Below are 19987 nucleotides of genomic sequence, written 5' to 3'. Positions count from 1 at the left end.
ACCCGGCGGAGCTACGCCGGGTCCCAACCCCGTTCCGCCACGATCGCGCACAGCGCCTCGTGCTTGCGGTCGAACTCATCGGCGTCCGACGCGGAGAGGAAGAACTTGTGCACGTAATCGGTCGAGTGGGCCACGTTGCCGGAGCGCTTGCTGCTCACGCACAGGTGCACGCCGAGCTCGGGCGGCAGCGACGCGGCGTCGAACGGCGCGGGCACCAGGTCGGGCTTGGGGTAGAAGCCGATGAGACCCCACACCCGGCCGAGGCCGTCGGAGGGGGCGGGCGTGATCGGGTCCACCCCGGACTGCGCGCGCAGCGCGGCGGAGATCAGGTCGACACCGTGCGCCTGCCGCACGATGTAGCAGATGCCGCCGCCGCCCGGGCGCGCCGCGATCTCGCAGAAGACGATCTCCCCGTCCGGGGTGACGAACACCTCGAGGTGGGTGACCCCGTCGCGCATGCCGAGGTGGCGCACGACCTCGGCGTGGTAGGCGCTGATGCGCCGGGAGAGGTCGCAGTCCTGCAGGGTGATGCTGCCGTGGCTGACCACCGAGCGGAACTCGCCGGGGGGCGCGACGTAGCGCGAGACCGAGCCGAACACCGCCTCGCCGTTGTGCACCACGCCGTCGCAGTGGTACATCTCGCCGACCACGAACTCCTCGACCTCCACGCCCGCCGGGTCCGCCTCGGCGAGCTCGCGGCGCGCCCGGTTGAGACCGTCCAGATCGGACACGATCCGCACCGTGCGCGACCCGAACCCGAGCCGGGCCTTCACCACGTACTTCTCCGCCTCCCACGGCAGTTCGGTGAGGTCGTGGTCCGCCTCGACGAACCTCGGGATGCCCGAGCAGCCCGCATCGCGCAGCACGCGCTTCATCACGACCTTGTCCCGGAAGCGCAGCGTCGAGTCGACGTCCTGCCCGGCCAGACCGAGCTCCTCGCGCAGCTCGGCGGCCACCAGCATCAGCTGCTCGCTGATCGTCACGATGCGGTCCGGCCGACCGTCGGCGGCGAGCTCGTAGACGGCCTTGCGGACGTGCTCTTCGTCGTAGATGTCGGCGCACTTGGCCACCGCGGGGAAGTCCGCGGCGTCGTGGTCGCTGAGCCCGTTGTTGTAGTCGCTGGACACCAGCATCCGGTCCCGCGGCTCGGCCGGTACCCGGCACCCACCCTGGAAGAACAGTTCGCCGTAGGGGTGGCTGTTGATGACGAGAACCTTCATGACACGACCTCCGGGACGGGAACGGGACGGGCTTCGGTGGTGGAGCGGACTCGGCGGATGGGCGACAGCAGCATCCACACGGCGCCGACGGCGCCGCCCGCGACGGCGACCCAGATCGTGGCGCGCAGCCCGATGTGTTCGCCGAGCACACCGCCGAGCACAGCGCCCAGCGGTTTCATCGACCAGTTGACCATGCGGATCGTCGCGCCGACCCGCCCCTGGATGCGCACCGGCGTCATGGTCTGCCGCAGGCTCACCAGGTTGACCTCCAGCACGGACAAGCCGAGCGTGGTCAGGAACTGCGCGGCGACCAGCATCGGCACCACGGCGAGCACTCCGCCGCCCGCGAGGGCCACCAGCACCGGGGCCACCCCGAACAGCGCGGTACCGGCGATCACCGCGCGACCGGTGCCCCACCGCCGCGCCACGGTCGAGGCGGACATCCCGCCGACGACGGCGCCGCACCCGCCCAGCAGCAGGACGGTGCCGTACAGCGCGGCGCCGACGTGCAGCACGCTGACCACGTACAGCGCGTACACCGCCAGCATCACGAAGCTGAACAGGTTCACCAGGCTCATCGCGAACGCGGGCATCGCCAGCACCGGTGTGCGCAGCAGGTACCGCGCGCCCTCGACGATGTCGGCCACGATGCGCCGCCGCGGCCCCGGCTCGGCCGGGGGATCGTCCTTGATGCGCGACAGCAGTGCCGCCGAGCAGAGGTACGACGCGGCGTCCAAGGCGACCGCGAGCGGCGCGGTGAACACCTGCACGGCGACACCGCCGAGGCCGGGTCCGGCGACCTGCGCGCCGGAGCGGACCACCGTCACCGCCGAGTTCACCCCGACGATCTGCTCCCTCGGGATCACCTGTGGCACATAGGAGGTGTAGGCCAGATCGGACCACACGCTCGCGCACCCGGCGGCGCCGGAGACGATGTAGAGCTGCGTCATGCTCAGCGTCCCCATGAGCGCCGACACCGGGACCGACCCGAGCAGCACCGCCCGGCACAGGTCGGTGGCGATCAGGATCCGCCTGCGCCGCAACCGGTCCACCCAGGCCCCGACCCACAGCGCCAGCACCGGGTAGGGCAGCACGGCGAGCGCGGCGAGCAGACCCATCTCGGCCGGGGTCGCGTCCAGCATGAGCACCGCCGACAGCGGCAGCGCCACGATCGTCACCTGCGTGCCGAGCGCGGAGATCGTCTGGGCGCTCGAGAGGGTCAGCAGGGTGCCGCTGACCCGCCGCGTCGAGGTCGTACCGGCGCCGGTCATTCGTCCGCCTTGCGGTAGAAGCCGATCCGGAACTCGTTGGTGTGCTCGCCGAGGCCGTGGTCGAGCCACATGGCGTCCGGGCCGGGCAGCATCTCGGTGACCCGGAACGGCTGCTCGCTCGACTGCGCGCCCTTGGCGAACACCTCGACCAGCAGCGGGTTGCGGAAGTCCACGAAGATCGGTTTCGGTTCCTCGTGGAAGGTGACGAACACCTGGTCGGGCAGCCCGTTGTCGTGCTTGATCCGCCAGGCGAGCCGCTGGTTGTCGAAGTGGAAGATCTTGCGCTTGGCAGGCTCGGGGTCGATCCACCAGGTCTGCCTGGCGAGCACGAAGCGGCCGATCCGCAGCCGGGGCAGGTGGTCGACCTGCGGGCCGCCGAGGAAGTCGACCATCTGGTAGGCGCGCACCCCGGTGAAGCAGCCGAACAGCGAGCCGCCCTCGTCGGCGAGCCACCGCTGCGGCGGGACGACCAGCTCCACCTCGCCGTGCCGCTCGGCGCGCAGCGCGAGCCGGTCGCCCTCGTCGCGGATCCGCAGCTCGCCGGGGGTGAGCCGGAGCCGTCCCGGTTGCGCGGAGCGGCCGGAGAACTCGACCTGCGGGCCGCCGGTGTCGACCCGGACCGACATCTTGCCCCGGTGCGGCTTGAGCGGTTCGCAGATGACCGTGTCGCTGAGCGCCTCCCGCTGCGCCGCGCAGTCCTCGGCGAGCGAACCCGGGTCCGGGTGCAGCATGGCGAACGGTCCGGCGAGGACCTCGTGCAGCGCGTGCACCTCGCCGAGCACCCAGGTGAACTCGCCCGCCCGCACCGCGTCGTCTCCGGTCGCCGACAGGTGCAGGTCCGCGCTGCACAACGCCCACGCGTCGAACGGGGCGTCACCAAGGTGCTCGCGCACCCAGGACATCGGCAGGACCACCTCGGGCAGGTGCCGGTTCGCGTGCAGCACCGCGGACAGCGGCGCCGGGTACTCCGCGCGCTGCTTGTCGTCGAGCACCTGCAACCGGGTGGCGAGGTCGGTGTCGGCCGCGGCGGCCAACGCCTCGTCCACGGTGATCTCGACGCCCGCGCCGAACACCTCGACGAACCACCGGTGGCTCTCGGCGCGGCGCGCCCGCAACCGGGCGAGCGGCAGCTGGAACAGCAGTTCCAGCAGCACCGGGAACTCCTCGCGGAGGCTGGCCGCCGCCGGGCCCGCGAGCGCGGCGGTGCCCCAGTCCTGCCTGCAGTCCTCGTACCAGATCGCCCGGTCGGAGGCGATCTTGCCGCCGTCGCGGGCGGTGGCCCCCGCGCCGGTGTCGGCGTAGCCGGAGTTGAGGGCCTCCACGGCGGCGATCCTGGCCGTGAGCCCGCGGGCGTCCTGCACCCGTTGGCGCAGCTCGTCGAGCCGGTCCAACTCGGCCGCCCACCGCCCGCGCGGCTCCTGGGGCAGTTCGGCGACGCGGTCGCGCAGGTAGGTGAAGGGTTCGGGTGCTCCGGAGGGGATCGTGATGTCGACCTCGACCGCGCCGCACGCCACCAGCGCGGCCAACCGCGTGGCCAGCTCCCCGGGGTCTCCGGCGGCGAGCTCGGCGATCGTCCGCCTGCCGTCGCACAGCGCGAACAGCTCGCGCAGCGCCGGGTCGGTGAGCTCGGTGACGGGTTCGACCAGCGGCGGGTGCTCGGCGAAGTCGATCCGCCGCGCGCCGCCGTCGGTGAGGAAGGTCTGCGTCGTCGCCCGCGGCGTGAGCGCCTGCCAGACCGCCGGGTCCGCCGACACCAGCCTGGCCAACTGCTGCACCGACCAGTTGCTCCAGAACACCCGGTTGCGCAGTGCGCCCGGGTCGGCGAACCGGAACGGTTCGTCGGCTGTCCCGGTGCGGATCCAGGCCAGCGGCCCGAAGAAGCTCGCCGTCTCGTTCTTGGTGCACAACCGCTGCAGGTACATCGTCAGCAGTTGCACCCGCCGTTTGACGCGGTGGTTGAGCGGGCCGCCCCGGTCCTCGTGCACCCAGTCGCGCAGCCGCTGGTAGGCCTCCGGGCTCGACAGGTAGATCGCCTCGAGGGCCCGCTCGTCGCGCCCGGCGCGCACGAGGTGTTCGACCGAGGCGCTGAGCACCTCGTCGAACCGGGCCGCGGCGTCGGCCCAGTCACCCCCGGCGGCCGCCGCGCGCAACCGCTCGGCGAACCCGTCGTCGCGCAGCGGGGTGAGCAGGTCGAACGGGAACCCCGCCCGACGCAACATGGCCCACGAGGACATGCTCCAGGCGCTCATGCCCGGTTCCCTTCTCGAGGTGTTCGAAGTGTTGCCGCCGAGGTCATGGCGGCTCTGATGTGGCGGGCCGTGTCCACGGCCCGGGGCGGGTACACCACGTCGTGGTGGTTGCCCGCGAGGTCGATGACGTGCAGCCGCCCGTGCGTGCGCTCCTGCCAGCCCGCCGGGTCGACCCGCGGGTTGGGCAGCGTCGGGTGCTCGCCCGCCGCCTTGAACAGGTGCACGTCCACCCGGACCCGGGCGGTGTTGTGGTATTTCTCGGCCGCGTGGCCGTTGGCGGTGAACACCCGCATCATGCGGCGCACCGTGGTCGAGTCGGCCCGGGGCGCGAGCCTGCCCTTGGCGTGCGCGTCGCGCAGCAGCACGTCGAAGAAGTCCTGCTCGTCGAGGTCGGCCACCCCGGCCACGCCGAGTTCGGCGCCGATGCTGAACCGCTCGGCGGCGGACTTGTCCTGGTACCACGACTCGACACCGTCGCGGCCGAACACCCGGGCGTCGATCGCGCCGAGGAACTCGACCTCCTCGCCCTCGGCCTCCAGCCGCAACGCCATCGCGTAGGCGACGTTGCCGCCGAACGACCAGCCCGCCAGCGCGTACGGCCCGCTCGGCCGGGCCAGCCGCAGTTCGACGAGGTAGCGCTCGACCATGTCCTCCAACACCTCCAGCGGTTCCTCGTCGGTGTTGAGCCCGACCGCCTCGATGCCCAGGACATCTCGGTCGTGCGCGAGTTCCCTGGCGAGCGCGGCGTAGCAGCACACGTCGCCGCCCTGCGGGTGGACCAGGAACAGCGGCGTGCCGGTGCCCCCCGCCGCGGCGAGCGGCACGACCAGGCCGGTGGGGACGTGGTCGAGCGCCGCGCACAGGCCCTCCACGGTCCGCTTCGTGAACACCGCGTTGAGCGGCAGCACCACGTCGAACTCCTGCTTGATGGCGTCGACCAGGCGCACCGCCAGGAGCGAGTGCCCGCCCACGGCGAAGAAGTCGTCCCGCACGCCGATCGGCCCGCGTTCGAGCAGCCGCTCCCAGACCGCGACCATGCGCAGTTCCAACGGGTCCCGCGCGGACACCGCCGCCGCACCCGACGCGGTGCGGTCGTCGATCGGCACGGCGAGCAGCCCGCGCCGGTCGACCTTGCCGGTCGGGGTCAGCGGAAGCGCGTCCAGCGCGGCGAAGCGGGCAGGCACCAGGTGGCTGGGCAGCTCGGCCGCCAGCCGGGTCGCGATCGCCGCCGTGTCGGTGATCTCCGCGTCGAGCACGACGAAGGCGACCAGTTCCTGCCGCGCCGCCTCGCCCTTGGCGATCACCGCCGCCGCGCGGACACCGGGCAGCGCGGTGATCGCGGCCTCGACCTCGCCCGGCTCGACCCGGATCCCGCGCAGCTTGATCTGCTGGTCCACCCGGCCGTGGAAGCGCAACCCGCCGTCGGGGGCCCAGCGCACGAGGTCACCGGTCCGGTAGAGCCTGCTGCCGGGCGGGCCCCACGGGTCCGGCAGGAACCGCGCCGCGGTGGGGCCGGGCGCGCCGACGTAACCGCGGGCGAGGCCCGGGGTGGACAGGTGCAGCTCGCCCACCGCGCCCGGCGGCACCGGCCTGCCGTCGCGACCGAGCACGTGCACCCGGGCACCGGGGATGGGGCGGCCGATCGGCACCGCGCCGCTGTCGCGGTCGGTGAGCGCGTGGTAGGTGGAGGTCATCGTGCACTCGGTCGGCCCGTAGTGGTTGACCAGCCGCATCCCCGGACCGATGAGCGAGGCGTCGCGCAGGTGCTGCTCGCCGAGGACCTCGCCGCCGATCATGGCCAGCCGCAGGCCCGTCCCGTCGTAACCCGGCGCGCCCGCGCCGATGGCCAGCGCCGACACCATGGACGGCACCATGCTCATCAGCGCCGTCGCCCGGTGTTCGGTGATGACCCGGGCGATCGCGTACGGGTCCCTGGCTTGATCGTCGGTGAGCACGACCAGCAGTGCCCCCTGCCCGAGGGTGCCGAAGACCTCGCGGACCGAGGCGTCGAACCGCGCCCCGGCGATCTGCGGCACGACGTCGCGACCGGACAGGGCGGTGACCTCGCGCAGGTAGCGCAGGTAGTTGGCGGGCCCGCGGTGCGTGGTCGCGATGCCCTTGGGTGTCCCGGTCGAGCCCGAGGTGTAGAAGATCGCGGCGAGCTGGTCCAGGTCGACGGGAACACCGGGCGCGGTTCCCGGCAGTGGTTCCAGCTCGGCCCCGAGGGCGTCGATGTCCACAACGGACACCTCGCCCGATGTGCTCGCGGTCAGCGCGGCGACCAGGTCCTCGTTGGCCAGCACGAGCCGGGAACCGCAGTGGCGCAACACATCCGCGGTGCGCGCGGCCGGATGGGTCGGGTCGACCGCGACGTATCCGCCGCCGGCCTTGAGCACCCCCAACAGTGAGACGACGAGCTCGGTGCCGCGGTGTTGGGCGATGCCCACCGGTTCGTCGGCCCGCACGCCGCGGCCGATCAGCCAGTGCGCCAGCTTGTTCGCCTTGGCGTCCAGTTCCGCGTAGCTGAGCTCCTCGGCGCCGAAGCGGATCGCGACGGCATCGGGCGTGGCGGCGGCCTGGGCCGCGACCTGCTCGTGGATCGGCAGCGGTGCGGGGTGCTCCTCGTCAGGCCCGGTTTGCGCCGGTCCGGTCAGGGCCAGCCGCGACAGCGGTACCTCCGGAGTCGCCACGGCTTGCTCGACCAGCGCGCGGAACGCCTCGCCGAAGCGCTCGACGGTGCCGCGGTCGAACAGGTCGGTGGCGTACACCAGCGACCCCTGGATCTCCGCGCCCTCGTCGACGAGCGAGGCGACCAGGTCGAACTTCGCCGTGGTGGCGGGCGGGTGCACCTGCTCGGCGGTCAGCCCCGGGAGGTCGAGCTGGCCGACCGACGCGTCGTCCATCGTGAACATGACCTGGAAGAACGGGTTGCGCGCGGGGTCGCGTTCCGGTCGCAGCCGGGCGACCAGTTCCCCGAAGGGCAGGTCCTGGTGGCTGAGCGCGGCCACCAACCCGTCGCGGCTGCGCGCGGTCAGCTCGGCGAAGGTCGGGTCACCGGTGACGTCGGCGCGCAGCGCCAGGAAGTTGATGAAACAGCCGATCAACCCCTCCACGGCGGCGTCGTCGCGCCCGGCGACCGGGGTGCCGACGATGGTCTCCTCGGCGTGGGTGTACTCCGCGAGCAGGTACTGGAACGCGGCGAGCAGCGTCTGGAACACCGTTGTGCCGTGCCGCTTGCCGTGCTCGCGGACCGCCGCGGTCAGCGCGGCGGGGAAGCGCAGGCTGACCTGCGCGCCGCGCCCGGAGCGGACAGGGGGCCGCGGGTGGTCGGTGGCCAGTTCCCCGCTGGGCGCGTCCGCCAGCCGCTCCCGCCAGAACTCGAGGTCCTCCCGGACGGCCTCCGCGTCGCGGTTGTGCTGCCAGTGGGCGACGTCGCCGTAGTCCACCGGCAGTTCGGGCAGATCCGGTTCCCGGCCCGCCAGGTGCGCGGCGTACGCGGTGCCCAGTTCCTCGCGCAACACCTTCCAGGACCAGCCGTCCATCGCCGCGTGGTGCACGACGACCACCAGCAGTTGTTCGTCCGCGCGCAACCGGACCACCCGCGCGCGCAGCAGCGGCGGCGCGGTCAGGTCGATGGGGTCGGCGAGTTCCGCGGCCACCACGGCATCCGCCGCGTCCCGCAGGTCCGCCTCGGCCACGTCGGTCATGCGGGTCATGCCGGTCAGGTCGCTCACCTCGACCCGCGGGTGCAGGGCCTGCGGCACCTGCACCGGTTCGCCGTCGAGCACCTCGAACCGGGCGCGCAGCACCTCGTGCCGGTCTGCCACCGTGGCAAAGGCCGCCCGCAACGCCTCGACGTCGAGCACGCCGCGCAGGCGCAGCACGGTGTGCACGTTCAGCTCGCCCGCGCGCTCACCCAACTGGTCGAGGAACCACATCTGCCGCTGGGCGTGCGACAGCGGCGCCACGACACCCGCTGGCCTGCGCGTGATCGCGGACCCGGGCCGGGTGCCCCCGTTCGTCAGCGCCGCGCACAGCCCGGCCACGGTGGGGTCGCTGAACAACCGCTGGACCGGCAACTCGGCCGCGTACCGCGCGCGCAGCCGGGTGATCACCCGGATCGCGTGCAGCGAGTGGCCGCCAACGGCGAAGAAGTCGTCGTGCACACCGATCGAGGGCAGTCCGAGCACCTCCGCGACGACCTCGGCCACCGCCCGCTCGAGCGGGTTCCTCGGCTCGACGGAGTCGCGCCGGGCCGCGCCGGGGACCGGTCGCGGCAACGCACCCCGGTCCACCTTGCCGTTCGCGTTGAGCGGCAACGCGTCCAGCTCGACCAGGGCGGACGGCACCATGTACTCGGGCAGGTGGTCGCGGAGGTGGTTGGTCACCGCGTCGAGGTCGCCCGTGTCGAGGTCGCCGGTGTCGTGCCAGACCACGTAGCCCGCCAACGAGCGTTCGCCGTCGGCGCCGAACACCGCCACCGCGGCGCGGGCCACACCGGGGTGGGTGGCGAGGATCGCCTCGACCTCGGCGAGCTCGACGCGGTGTCCCCGCACCTTCACCTGGGAGTCGGCGCGCCCCAGGTACTCCAGGGTGCCGTCGGGCCGCCACCGGGCCAGGTCCGAGGTCCGGTAGAGCCGCTCGCCCGAGCCTGCCGGGTCGGGCACGAAGCGCTGCGCCGTCAGCCCCGGCCTGCCGTGGTATCCGCGGGCCACGCCGTCGCCGCCGAGGAAGATCTCGCCGACCACACCGGGCGGCACCGGGCGCATCCGCCGGTCGAGCACGTGGACGGTGGTGTTGTCCAGCGGGGTGCCGATCGGCAGCGGCCGGTCTACAGCGACATCGCTGATCGCGGCGCGCACCGACCAGACCGTGGTCTCGGTGGGGCCGTAGTAGTTCCACAGTTCGGCGACGGCGCCGGTCAGCTCGGCGGCGAGCACCGCGGGCACGGCCTCAGCGCCCGCGACCGCCCGCAGCCGCGGCGCGGTCCACCCGGTGTCCAGCAGCATCCGCCACGTCGTCGGGGTCGCCTGCATGACCGTGACGCCCGCGTCCTCGACCAGGGCGGCGAGGGCGGCCGGGTCGACGGCGGTGTCGCGGGTGACGACGGCGATCGTGGCCCCCGCCAGCAGCGGGGTGATCAGCTCCGGGATGGACATGTCGAACGCGTAGGAGGCCAGTGCCGCCACCGTGTCGCCGGGGCCGACGCGCAGGTCGCGGATCATCGACGCGGACAGGTTCAGCACGCCCCGGTGCGCCACCATCACGCCCTTGGGGCGGCCGGTCGAGCCGGAGGTGTAGATCACGTACGCCAGGTCGTCCGCGCGCGGCGGCACCGGATCTGTGGTGTCCGCGCCGGTTGTGTCCGCGCTGGGCAATGCGTCCACGCACAGTGGTGTGACGCCTGCCGGCAGATCCGCCTGGCCGAGCAGGTCCGTTGTGGTCACCAGGAGGTCGACGCGGGCGTCGTCCAGGATGTGGCGCACGCGAGTCGTGGGGTACCTCGGGTCCACCGGGACGTAGGCGGCTCCTGACTTGAGCACGCCGAGCATCGCGACGAGCATCGAACAGCCGCGCTCGACGTACAGCGCCACCCGAGTGCCAGGTCCGACCCTTCGGCCGCGCAAGACGGCGGCGACCTCATCGGATGCCGCGTCCAGCTCGCCGTAGGACAGCAGCTCGCTGCCGCAGCGCACCGCGGCAGCGGTGGGTTGCCTGCGGGCCATGGCGCTGAACAGTTCTGGGATGGTCGCCGAGCTGTCGTACGGCCGGGTGGTTCGGTTGCGCGCGGCCAGGTCCGCCTCGTCGTCCTCGGTGAGCACGGCCAGCTCGCTGATCCGGCTGCCCGGCCGGGAGAGCGCGTTGTCGAGCAGCCGCAGGTAACCGCCCGCGAGTCGGCGCGCGGTTCCCTCGGTGAACAGCGCGGAGTCGTACTCGATCGTGCCCGACAGGTCAGCCCCGTTGGTGATGGTCAGCGCGAGGTCCACTTTGGCCGTTGAGCTCTCCAGCGCGATCTCGGCGCACGACAGACCCGGTGCGACCAGCGCGGTATCGGATTCCCCCTGCACGGTGAACAGCACGTCGAACAGCGGGTTGCGCGAGGTGTCGCGCACCGGCCGCAGTTCCTGCACGAGGCGGGTGAACGGCACCCCCTGGTGGTCGTAGGCCTCGAACGTGCTCTCCCGGACCCGGTCCACCAGCGCCAGGAACGACGGGTCATCGCCCACGTCCGCGCGCAGCACAGAGGTGTTGACGAACAACCCGATCAGCGGCTCGAAGTCCACCCGTGGCCGTAGTGCGATCGGCGTGCCGACGGCGATGTCGTCCTGCCCGGTCCACCGCGCGTTGGCCGCGGTGAACGCCGCCATCAGCACCGCGTACGGGGTCACCCGGTGCGTGGCGCAGAACTCCCGCACCGCCCGCGCGGTCGCCGCGGGGAACGGGAACGGCAGCCGGGTGCCCGCACCCGACCGCACGGCGGGGCGCGGGTGGTCGGTCGGCAACCGCAGGGGAGTGGGTGCCGCGAGCCGCTCGCGCCAGTACGCGATGTCCGCCTCGGCAGCTGAGCCCGCCAGCGCGTCGCGCTGCCAGGCCGCGTAGTCCGCGTACTGGCTCGGCAGCGGCGCGAACACCGCGGCGTCACCGGTGGTGGCCGCCCGGTACGCGGTCCCGAACTCCTGCCAGAACACGCTGAGCGACGCGGCGTCGACGGCGATGTGGTGCAGCACGGTGACCAGGTACCAGTCGTCGTCGGCGCAGCGCACCAACGACATCCGGACCGGGATGTCAGTGCTGAGGTCGAACGGCTGCGCGGCCTGCGCCGCGGCATAGGCCAGCGCGCGCTCGTCCCGTTCCCGCACGGGCAGGTCGCTGAAGTCCACAACAGACACCCGCATGTCGGCACCGTCGAGCAGAACGGGTTCGGGCGCGCTGTCGGTCTCGCGGTACACGGTGCGCAACACGTGGTGCCGCTCGAGGACCGCGCGCACAGCGGCGGTCACCGCGGCCGGGTCTAGCCGACCGCGGATCCGCAGGGCCCGCGGGATGTTGTAGAGCGGAACCCCCGCGGCCAGCCGATCCGCCGTCCACACCCACCGCTGCTGCTCGGACAGCACAGCGGGGCCGGTGGCCGCCGGAACACGCGGGATGGACTCGTTCGCCGCACCGGCGCGCCTGCTCGCCGCGCGCAACCGCGCTTGCAGCGCGGCGCGCGCAGCGGGGGACATCGTGGGTGTTGACATGGCGGCCTTCCGGGGTCCTGGGTGTCGCGAGTGGACGGTGAATTGAGGCTGGGTTGACGGGATTCCTCGGCGGTTCGGCGGGAGCCGCGGTGATCAGGCCGCCGCGAGTCGGGCGGGGCCGAAGACGCGGGCGGCGAGTCGGGCGAGGGCCGCGGTCGGGTCGATCACCGGCAGGGCCGGGCGCGGGTCCTTGGCGAACACGATGGGGAGTTCGGTGCAGCCCGCGATCACCGCACCGGCGCCCGCCGCGCGCAGCCGCGCCACCACCCGGCGCAGGCGGTCGACGGTGTTCGTCGACACGTCGCCCGCCTTGACCGCGCGGATCAGGGCCATCACCTCGGCTTGGTCGGCCGGGTGCGGCAGCACCAGCGGGTGGCCCGCGGCGGCGAGCGGCCGGGCGTAGAGATCGCTGGTCGCGGTGGCCGTGCCCGCGACGAGGCCGACCGGCAGGCCGGGCGGCAGCATCGCGCCCACCTCGTCGACCGTCGCGTCGATCATGCTCAGGAAGTGCGCCCCGGTGGCCCGGGTGACCCCGGGCAGGAACAGGTGCGCGGTGTTGCAGATGGCGACCAACGCCGAGGCGCCCATCGCCAGCAGGGCGTTCGCGCCGGTGACCATCGCCGCGGTCGGGTCGGGGCCGCCGTTGCACAGGGCGTCGGTGCGGTCGGGCACCCTCGGGTCGTTCCAGACCACCACGGGCACGTGGTCCTGGTCGCGTTCGGCCCCGGTCGCCCGGACCAGCTTGTCCAGGAAGTCCACGGTGGCGGCGGGCCCCATGCCGCCGAGCACTCCGAGCATGGTCATGCCCTCCAGGTCGGGTCCGCGGCGCAGCGCTCGCACGAGCGGCCCGCGGCGAAGTGGTTGATGTCGGCGGAGAGCACCGCGAGCAGGTCGGGTCGCCCGCGCCGCAGGTGGCTGTCGTTGTGCGCGCGCACGGCGGGGGAGAACGGCAGGCCCCCGAAGTCGCGGTAGCGGACCGCGCCCCGGGCGTCGCGCCCCGGCACGACCGACCCCCTCGCGTGCACGCTCGCGCTGAACGGCACGTCGAGCGTGCCCCGGGCGAACGCGGACACGATGCGCGACAAGGGATCCCCGCCCTCGAGTACGGGGTCGAGCAACTCAGCCACCTCGCGCTGGATCCACCCGCACTCCTCGGCGATGAGCCCCTCGTCGAGCGCGATGAAGTCCAGCAGCGGCGAGAGCCCCAACTGCGCGGAGCGGATACCGCGCGCGTTGGCCGCCGCGGTCGGGATCCCGCTGGCCTCCTGCGTGGTCTTGTTGATCACCTTGGCCGCGCCGCCCAGTCGCGCGGTGAGCGCGCCGAACAGGATCAGCGCCTCCGCGCACCCCGGGCACCGCGGGAACACGCCCATGAACTCGTGCAGCACCACGTGCACCTCGACGTGGGCGGGCAGGTAGCGCGCGGCCAGGGCGGTGATCGCCCGCAGCGCGGCGGTGTCCTGGTAGACCTCACCGCTCTGCGGGTAGGCGATGGACAGGCACCGCACGCCGGCGTCCGCCGCGAGCCGCGCCTCCAGCAACGCGCACGCCAGGCTCGTCGACGGCGGCATCAGGACACCGGTCAGCGTGCCGAAGAACTCCCGGTCCACCAGGACGCCCTCGGCGGCGAGCTCGCCGCACGCGGTGTCGATCTCGCGCCACGACTCCAGCGAGTCGCGCAGCGGCACGTCCTTGCAGTACGGCAGGTTGTAGCCGATGCCGCCGCCCTCGAACGAGGTGATCCCGGACGCCAGCGTGTAGGCGAACAGGTCGCGCGCCTCCGGTGACCCGTGCCGGACCTCCAGCGGGACACCGACCGCCGCGACCAGGTCCCGGCCCCGTTCCCAGCCGTGCGCGGGCAGCGGGTAGCCGTTGAGGTCGGCGGGCCGTTCGCGCAGCACCCGCGCCGCCGTGTCGAACCGGCCGAGCCGGGTGTGCGAGTCGATGGTCACCGACAGCAGCCCGGGACCCGCCTGCTCCAGCGCGCCGAGCAACTCCAGCATCCGGTCGTGGTCACCGACGCCGCAGCGCGGTTGCACGAACGGCCGCCGGGTGGCGCGCAGCACGTCCGCCGCATGCCGCCGCTCGGGGGCGCGCAGCCACCGCACCACCTCCGGCCAGGGCGGCAGCGCCGCGGCCGCGGCCGGGCTCACCGCCATCGGGAAGTCCACAACGCTGGGCGCGGACACGACTACACCGCCACTTTCGCGCGCAGCGAGTCCAGCAGCGGCACCAGCTCGACCGCGTCCCGCAGGACGTGGTCGACACCGAGGTCGAGCAGGCGCCGCTCGGCCTCGGCCGCCGATGCCTGGCCCACCGCCAGGTTGCCGCCGACGATCACCGGGCGGCGCAGCTCACCCTTGGCCCGCAGGTCGGGCAGTTCGCGCAGGTCGGCGTGGGCGTGGCCGTTGAGGCTGCCGATCAGCACCGCCTCCGCGCCGGGGTGCAGGCGCAACGCCGCGGCGAACTCCGGCAGCGGCGTGCAGGTGCCGAGGTTGACCACCTCGAAGCCCGCCTGCCGCAGGTGCATGGCGATGAGCCGGTTGGCCACGGCGTGCGCGTCGCTCGCCGCGACCCCCAGGAGCACGAGTCTCTGCTCGGCCATCCGCTGTCCTTCCCTCGAGCCTGTTTGGCTGCACACAGCCGACACCGGCCCGGTATCGCCGTGCCATCGGCGCGACCCCGGGGCCGCCCCGGGCCGGTGATGGCGCGGCGAAAGCGGCGTGAAACCGGAACCCGGTGTCATCGGTGCGTCGACCGATCCCAGAGACGGAGCTGCAGATGACCATCGCTGTGACGGATGTGGACGCGGCCGGACCGGCCACCGGGCTGGTGCCGTCGTTCACCGTCGTGCCCGGTGCCGTGGTGCACCGCGTGCTCGAGGGGGCGCGGCGCGAGGTGATCGACGTCGTCGAGCGGGCCTACCGCACCCACGGGGCGGGCGAGACGGTGAACCCGCCGTCCTACTTCCTGCGCTTCCCCGAGCGGCCGACCTCGCGCATCATCGCGCTGCCCGCCTCGGCGGGCGGCTCGATCGGGGTGGACGGGATCAAGTGGATCTCCAGCTTCCCGGGGAACGTGGCCGACGGGATCCCGCGCGCCTCGGCGGTGATGATCCTCAACGACCAGCGCACCGGGTACCCGATCGCCTGCCTGGAGGCCTCCATCATCAGCGCCGCCAGGACGGCCGCCTCCGCCGCGCTCGCGGCCAGGGTGCTCACCGGTGCCGACCGGCGGCCCCGGAGGCTCGGCATCGTCGGTGCGGGCCTGATCAGCCGCTACGTCTACGAGTACCTGGTCGAGGACGGCTGGGAGTTCGAGCGCATCGGCGTCCACGACCTGTCCACCGCGCACGCCGAGGGGCTGCGCGAGCGCGTCGAGCGCGACGGCACCGCCGTCGAGGTGCACAGCGACGCCGAGAGCCTGATCCGCGGCAGCGACCTCATCGTGTTCGCCACCGTCGCGGCCACCCCGCACGTCGAGGCGCCCGAGTGGTTCGACCACGGACCGCTGGTGCTGCACGTGTCGCTGCGCGACCTGTCGCCCTCGGTGATCCGCTCGGCCACCAACCTCGTCGACGACGTCGACCACTGCCTGCGCGCCGAGACCTCGGTGCACCTCACCGAGCAGGAGACCGGCAACCGCGACTTCGTGGCCGGGACCCTGTACGACGTGCTGACCGGCGCTCTCACGCCACCGGCCACCGGCACGATCGTGTTCTCCCCGTTCGGGCTCGGCGTGCTCGACCTCGCGGTCGCCAAGTTCGTCCACGACCGCGCGCGGCTGGCGGGCGGCGCCGTCGGCGTCGACGACTTCTTCCACGACCTGCGCAGGCACGGCTGAGCGCTCGCGCGCGCCAACGGGAGGTTCGACCAGTCATGCCGATCATCACCGGACCGCACCAGTACGTGGAGGACGACCTCTTCATCGACCTCGGCGCCACCTTCCACCGCGGCCTGTACCTCAAGTGCGAGGGCTTCAACTTCGGCGGTTCGGTCAAGCTGAAGGTCGCCGCCGAGATGGTCGACCGGGCCGAGCGCAGCGGCGCGCTCACCCCCGGGTCGATCCTGGTCGAGTCCTCCTCCGGCAACCTCGGCGTCGCGCTCAGCACCGTCGCGGCCAACCGCGGTCTCGGGTTCGTCTGCGTCACCGACAGCCGCTGCAACCCGACGACCGTCGCGCTGATGCGGGCGCTCGGCGCCACCGTCCACGTCGTGACCACCCCGCACCCGACCGGCGGCCTCGTCGGCGCGCGGGTGGCGCTCATCCGCGAGCTGCTGGCCGCCGACGACCGCTACGTGTGGACCAACCAGTACGCCAACCCGGCGAACTGGACCGCGCACTACCGGCGCACCGCACCGGCGATCCTGCGCCGGTTCCCCGACCTGGACCTGCTGTTCGTCGGCGCTGGCACCACCGGGACCCTGATGGGCTGCGCCAGGCACCTGCGCGACACCGGCAGCGGCGCGACGGTCGTCGCCGTCGACACCCGGGGTTCGGTCAGCTTCGGCGGGCCACCCGGGCGCAGGCTGATCCCCGGCCTCGGCATGGGGTTCCGGCCACCGCTGCTCGACAAGTCCTACGTGGACGACGTCGTGCTCGTCGACGAGGCCGAGACCGTGCGCACCTGCCGGGCACTGGCCGGGCACGGATTCCTGCTGGGCGGCTCGACCGGAACCGTGCTGGCAGGCGCGCTCAGCTGGCTCGCCGCGCACCCCGACCGGCGGGGGACCGCCGTGGCCATCGCGCCCGACCTCGGCGAGCGCTACCTGCGGTCGGTCTACGACGACGAGTGGCTACTGGCGAGCTACGGCCCCGACGTGCTCGGTGTCGGACTACCCGATGTCCCCGGTTTCCCCGCCGCCGGGTTCGACGGCGCTGCCCTCGACGGCGCCGCTTTCGACGGTGCTGCGCCCGAAGACCTGCCCATGACCGCCGCCAGTTGAGCCGTTGCCCGCCAGACCGACCGCTAGCGAAGGAGTTCCGCATGACCACGTTGGACCGGCTCATCGCCGAGCAGGCGGCGCGCACCCCGCACGCGCGGGCCGTCGTCGACGCCGAGCGGGAGTTGACTTACCGCGAGCTCGACGAGCGGGCCAACGCCACCGCGGCCCGCCTCGTCGGGCTCGGCGTGGGGCCCGAGACCCGGGTGGGCGTCGTGATGGACCGCTCGGCCGACCTGGTCGTGGCCGTCCTGGCCGTGCTCAAGGCGGGCGGCGCCTACGTTCCCGTCGAGCCGGACTCGCCGGACCAGCGGGTGCTCGACACCCTCGACATCGCGGGCGCGACGATCACCATCACCCAGAAGTCCTCTGTGGACCGCTTGGTCGCCCTGGGGCAGCGGGCGGTGCTCGTCTCCGCCACCGGGTCCGCGGAGCCGGTGACCGCGCGCACGTCCGGCGACAACCTGGCCGCGGTCTACTGCACCTCCGGGTCGACCGGCAGGCCGAAGGGCGTCGGCTGCCCGCACGTCGGCTGGATCAACCGGATGCGGTGGATGCAGGACCGGCACCACCTGGCGGTCGGCGAGACCGTCCTGCACAAGACCACGCTCACCTTCGACGACGCGGCGGTGGAGCTGTTCTGGCCGCTCGCGCACGGTGGCCGGGTCGCGGTCCTGGAGCCGGGCGCGCACCGCGACCCGCGGGCCATCATCGACGCCGCCATCCGCTACCGGGCCGTGCACCTGCAATTCGTGCCGAGCGTGCTGGACCTGTTCCTCGACGCGCTCACCGACGCCGACCTGGCCGGGCTGAGCGCGTTGCGCTCGGCGCTGAGCAGCGGCGAGGCCCTGCGGCCGATCACCGCGCGGCGGTTCACCGCCCGCTTCGGCGACGCGGTGAGCCTGGACAACACCTGGGGCGTGACCGAGGCGTCGATCGACTCGACCCACCACCTCGTGCGCGTCGAGGACGGCCTCTCCGCCGACGAGAGCGTGCCGATCGGGACCGCCATGGACTGGTGCCAGGTGCGGGTGTGCGACCCGCTGCTGGGCGAGACGCCCACCGGTGCGGTCGGCGAGCTGTGCATCGGCGGCGACGGCCTCGCCCGCGGCTACCTCGGTGACCCCCGGCGCACCGCGCTCGCGTTCGTCCCGGCCCCCGGCGGCGCTCGGGTCTACCGCACCGGCGACCGCGCCCTGCGCCGGGCCGACGGGTCGATCGTGTTCCTCGGCCGGGTGGACAACCAGGTGAAGATCCGCGGTGTCCGCGTGGAGCTGGGGGAGGTGGAGGCCGCGCTGCTGACCCACCCCGCCGTGCTCGCCGCCGCCGTCGTGGCGGTCCCGGCGCTCGCAGGCGGCAAACAGCTCTCCGCCTACGTCGTCGGCTCCGTGCCCGGGGTGAGTGGCTCCGAGCTGCGCGAATTCCTGGCCGAGCAGCTGACCAGCTACGCGATCCCCAGCTCCATCACCTTCGTGGCCGCGCTCCCGCTGCTGGCCAGCGGCAAGGTCGACCGCAAGGCCCTCGCCGCGCTCGCACCCGAACCCGAGCCGGACGCGGGCCCGCACGTCGAGCCGAGCACCACCACCGAGGAGACCGTCGCGGCGATCTGGTGCGCCGTCCTGGGCCTGGACCGGGTCAGCGTCGAGCGCGACTTCCTCGACGCGGGCGGCCACTCGCTGGTCGCGGTCCGGGTCTTGAGCAGGCTGCGCCAGGCCTACGAGCTGGACCTGCCGATCAAGTTGATCTTCGAGTACCCCACGGTGCGGGACCTGGCGGCCCGCATCGAGCACCTCCTGATGGCCGACCTGGCCGACGTCCACTGAGCAGCGACCCCGCACCGAACCGAGAGGCACCACGATGTTCGACAGCACCGGCACCTTCCAGGTCGTCCTCAACGACGAGGAGCAGTACTCCCTGTGGCCCGTGGACCGCGACCTGCCCGCGGGGTGGCGCGCCGACGGCACCACCGGCACCCAGGAGGACTGCCTCGCCCACATCGACCTGGTGTGGACCGACATGCGCCCGCGCAGCCTCCGCGACCGGATGGCCTCGACCCGCTGACCCGCGCGCGGGCGGCGACACCGCCCGCGCCCCGACCGCCCACAGAGGAGACTTGAGATGACTTTGGCCCACACGAGGACCCTGGCGCACACCATCCAGGGCGACGGTCCCGTCGTCGAGCGGATCACCCGCGACCGCGCGGCCCTGCGGGCCAAGCTCGTCGAGCACGGTGCGCTGCTGCTGCGCGGCTTCGACATCGGCGGTGCCGACGGGCTGGCCGCCGCAGTACGGGCGCTAGCGGGCGAACCACTCTCCTACACCGAGCAGTCGTCGCCGCGCAGTGTGATCAAGGGCAACGTTTACACGTCGACGTCGTATCCCGCCCAGGCCGAGATTCCCCTGCACACCGAGATGTCCTACCAGTCGAAGTGGCCTCTGACGCTGTTCTTCCACTGCGTCGAGCCGCCGTTGACCGAGGGTGCCACGCCGTTGGCGTCTATTCGTGAGGTCTATGAGCGTATTGATCCGGATGTGCGGGCGGAGTTCGAGCGGCGTCGGTGGATGGTGGTGCGCAACTACGGTGAGGATGTCGGTCTGCGGTGGTGGACCGCGTTCGGTACCGAGGACCGTGCCGAGGTCGAGCGCCAGTGCGCCGCGGGCGGCATCACCCCGGAGTGGGTGGGGCCTGATGGGCTGCGCACCCGCGCGGTGCGCGACGCCGTGCACAAGCACCCGGTGACCGGGCTACCGGTGTGGTTCAACCACATCGTCATCTTCCACGAGAGCAGCCTCTCCGCCGAACTCCGAGAGGTCATCGCCGACATCTACGGCCCAGATGGCTTCCCCAACAACTCCTACTACGGCGACGGCAGCGTCATCCCCGACGACGTCGTCGACCACCTACGACAGTGCTACCGCGCCGCGTCCACCCGGTTCGACTACCAGCGCGACGACCTGCTGGTCGTCGACAACATGGCCGCCGCGCACGGCAGAGAACCGTTCACCGGCCCACGCAAGATCGCGGTCGCCATGGCGGAACCCTCCGCGTGATCGCACGCCACC

General features: G+C 72.9%; 12 protein-coding genes. 5 read left to right on the top strand and 7 right to left on the bottom strand.

The features are described from left to right. Window positions 1-11: 11 nt before the first annotated feature. The 7 genes from LV75_RS18130 to LV75_RS18100 form a co-directional block, all read right to left on the bottom strand. A complete protein-coding gene (locus tag LV75_RS18130; protein WP_253888106.1) occupies window positions 12-1220 on the bottom strand; it encodes an ATP-grasp domain-containing protein in 1209 nt (402 codons plus the stop codon). After that, window positions 1217-2491 carry an MFS transporter gene (locus tag LV75_RS18125; protein ID WP_253888105.1) on the bottom strand — a complete coding sequence of 425 codons (1275 nt, stop codon included), beginning with the start codon at window positions 2489-2491 and terminating at the stop codon, window positions 1217-1219. Before LV75_RS18125 ends, LV75_RS18130 begins: the two co-directional genes overlap by 4 nt. After that, window positions 2488-4740: a lantibiotic dehydratase gene (locus LV75_RS18120; RefSeq protein WP_253888104.1), complete on the bottom strand. Its 2253-nt coding sequence runs from the start codon at window positions 4738-4740 to the stop codon at window positions 2488-2490. The genes LV75_RS18125 and LV75_RS18120 overlap by 4 nt, the downstream gene beginning before the upstream one ends. Continuing rightward, window positions 4737-11981 (bottom strand): non-ribosomal peptide synthetase, encoded by a 7245-nt coding sequence (locus LV75_RS18115; protein WP_253888103.1) that lies wholly within the window; start codon window positions 11979-11981, stop codon window positions 4737-4739. The genes LV75_RS18120 and LV75_RS18115 overlap by 4 nt, the downstream gene beginning before the upstream one ends. 93 nt (window positions 11982-12074) lie before the next feature. Then, on the bottom strand, window positions 12075-12785 hold the full coding sequence (gene cuyB / locus LV75_RS18110; protein WP_253888102.1) for a cysteate racemase: 711 nt from the start codon (window positions 12783-12785) through the stop codon (window positions 12075-12077). Then, complete coding sequence (locus LV75_RS18105; protein WP_253888101.1) at window positions 12782-14170, bottom strand: methylaspartate mutase; 1389 nt, start codon at window positions 14168-14170, stop codon at window positions 12782-12784. The genes cuyB and LV75_RS18105 overlap by 4 nt, the downstream gene beginning before the upstream one ends. A gap of 2 nt (window positions 14171-14172) precedes the next feature. Continuing rightward, window positions 14173-14586, bottom strand: a complete 414-nt coding sequence (locus LV75_RS18100) for a cobalamin-dependent protein (protein WP_253888100.1) — start codon at window positions 14584-14586, stop codon at window positions 14173-14175. Between the two features lie 176 nt (window positions 14587-14762). Here LV75_RS18100 and sbnB point away from each other — a divergent pair, with 176 nt between their 5' ends. The 5 genes from sbnB to LV75_RS18075 are packed head-to-tail and all read left to right on the top strand — an operon-like array spanning window position 14763 to window position 19975. Beyond that, window positions 14763-15824, top strand: coding sequence for a 2,3-diaminopropionate biosynthesis protein SbnB (sbnB, locus tag LV75_RS18095; RefSeq protein ID WP_253888099.1), 1062 nt, complete (start codon window positions 14763-14765; stop codon window positions 15822-15824). A gap of 35 nt (window positions 15825-15859) precedes the next feature. After that, a complete protein-coding gene (gene sbnA / locus LV75_RS18090; protein WP_253888098.1) occupies window positions 15860-16927 on the top strand; it encodes a 2,3-diaminopropionate biosynthesis protein SbnA in 1068 nt (355 codons plus the stop codon). A gap of 41 nt (window positions 16928-16968) precedes the next feature. Further along, on the top strand, window positions 16969-18747 hold the full coding sequence (locus tag LV75_RS18085) for a non-ribosomal peptide synthetase (RefSeq protein WP_253888097.1): 1779 nt from the start codon (window positions 16969-16971) through the stop codon (window positions 18745-18747). A 34-nt stretch (window positions 18748-18781) separates the two neighbouring features. Further along, window positions 18782-18985, top strand: coding sequence for an MbtH family protein (locus LV75_RS18080; protein WP_253888096.1), 204 nt, complete (start codon window positions 18782-18784; stop codon window positions 18983-18985). A gap of 57 nt (window positions 18986-19042) precedes the next feature. After that, entirely contained in the window at window positions 19043-19975 is a 933-nt protein-coding gene (locus LV75_RS18075; protein ID WP_253888095.1) for a TauD/TfdA family dioxygenase, read from the top strand. Window positions 19976-19987 lie beyond the last annotated feature (12 nt).

The sequence above is a fragment of the Actinokineospora diospyrosa genome (assembly GCF_024171925.1).
Taxonomy (GTDB): domain Bacteria; phylum Actinomycetota; class Actinomycetes; order Mycobacteriales; family Pseudonocardiaceae; genus Actinokineospora; species Actinokineospora diospyrosa.
Note: the sequence above shows the minus strand (reverse complement) of the source record. Positions and strands in the feature narration are given on the sequence as shown.

Coding starts and splice junctions, on each gene's coding strand:
- LV75_RS18130 (WP_253888106.1), bottom strand. CDS start 1,220: ATGAAGGTTCTCGTCATCAACAGCCACCCCTACGGCGAACTGTTCTTC.
- LV75_RS18125 (WP_253888105.1), bottom strand. CDS start 2,491: ATGACCGGCGCCGGTACGACCTCGACGCGGCGGGTCAGCGGCACCCTG.
- LV75_RS18120 (WP_253888104.1), bottom strand. CDS start 4,740: ATGAGCGCCTGGAGCATGTCCTCGTGGGCCATGTTGCGTCGGGCGGGG.
- LV75_RS18115 (WP_253888103.1), bottom strand. CDS start 11,981: ATGTCAACACCCACGATGTCCCCCGCTGCGCGCGCCGCGCTGCAAGCG.
- cuyB (WP_253888102.1), bottom strand. CDS start 12,785: ATGACCATGCTCGGAGTGCTCGGCGGCATGGGGCCCGCCGCCACCGTG.
- LV75_RS18100 (WP_253888100.1), bottom strand. CDS start 14,586: ATGGCCGAGCAGAGACTCGTGCTCCTGGGGGTCGCGGCGAGCGACGCG.
- sbnB (WP_253888099.1), top strand. CDS start 14,763: ATGACCATCGCTGTGACGGATGTGGACGCGGCCGGACCGGCCACCGGG.
- sbnA (WP_253888098.1), top strand. CDS start 15,860: ATGCCGATCATCACCGGACCGCACCAGTACGTGGAGGACGACCTCTTC.
- LV75_RS18085 (WP_253888097.1), top strand. CDS start 16,969: ATGACCACGTTGGACCGGCTCATCGCCGAGCAGGCGGCGCGCACCCCG.
- LV75_RS18080 (WP_253888096.1), top strand. CDS start 18,782: ATGTTCGACAGCACCGGCACCTTCCAGGTCGTCCTCAACGACGAGGAG.
- LV75_RS18075 (WP_253888095.1), top strand. CDS start 19,043: ATGACTTTGGCCCACACGAGGACCCTGGCGCACACCATCCAGGGCGAC.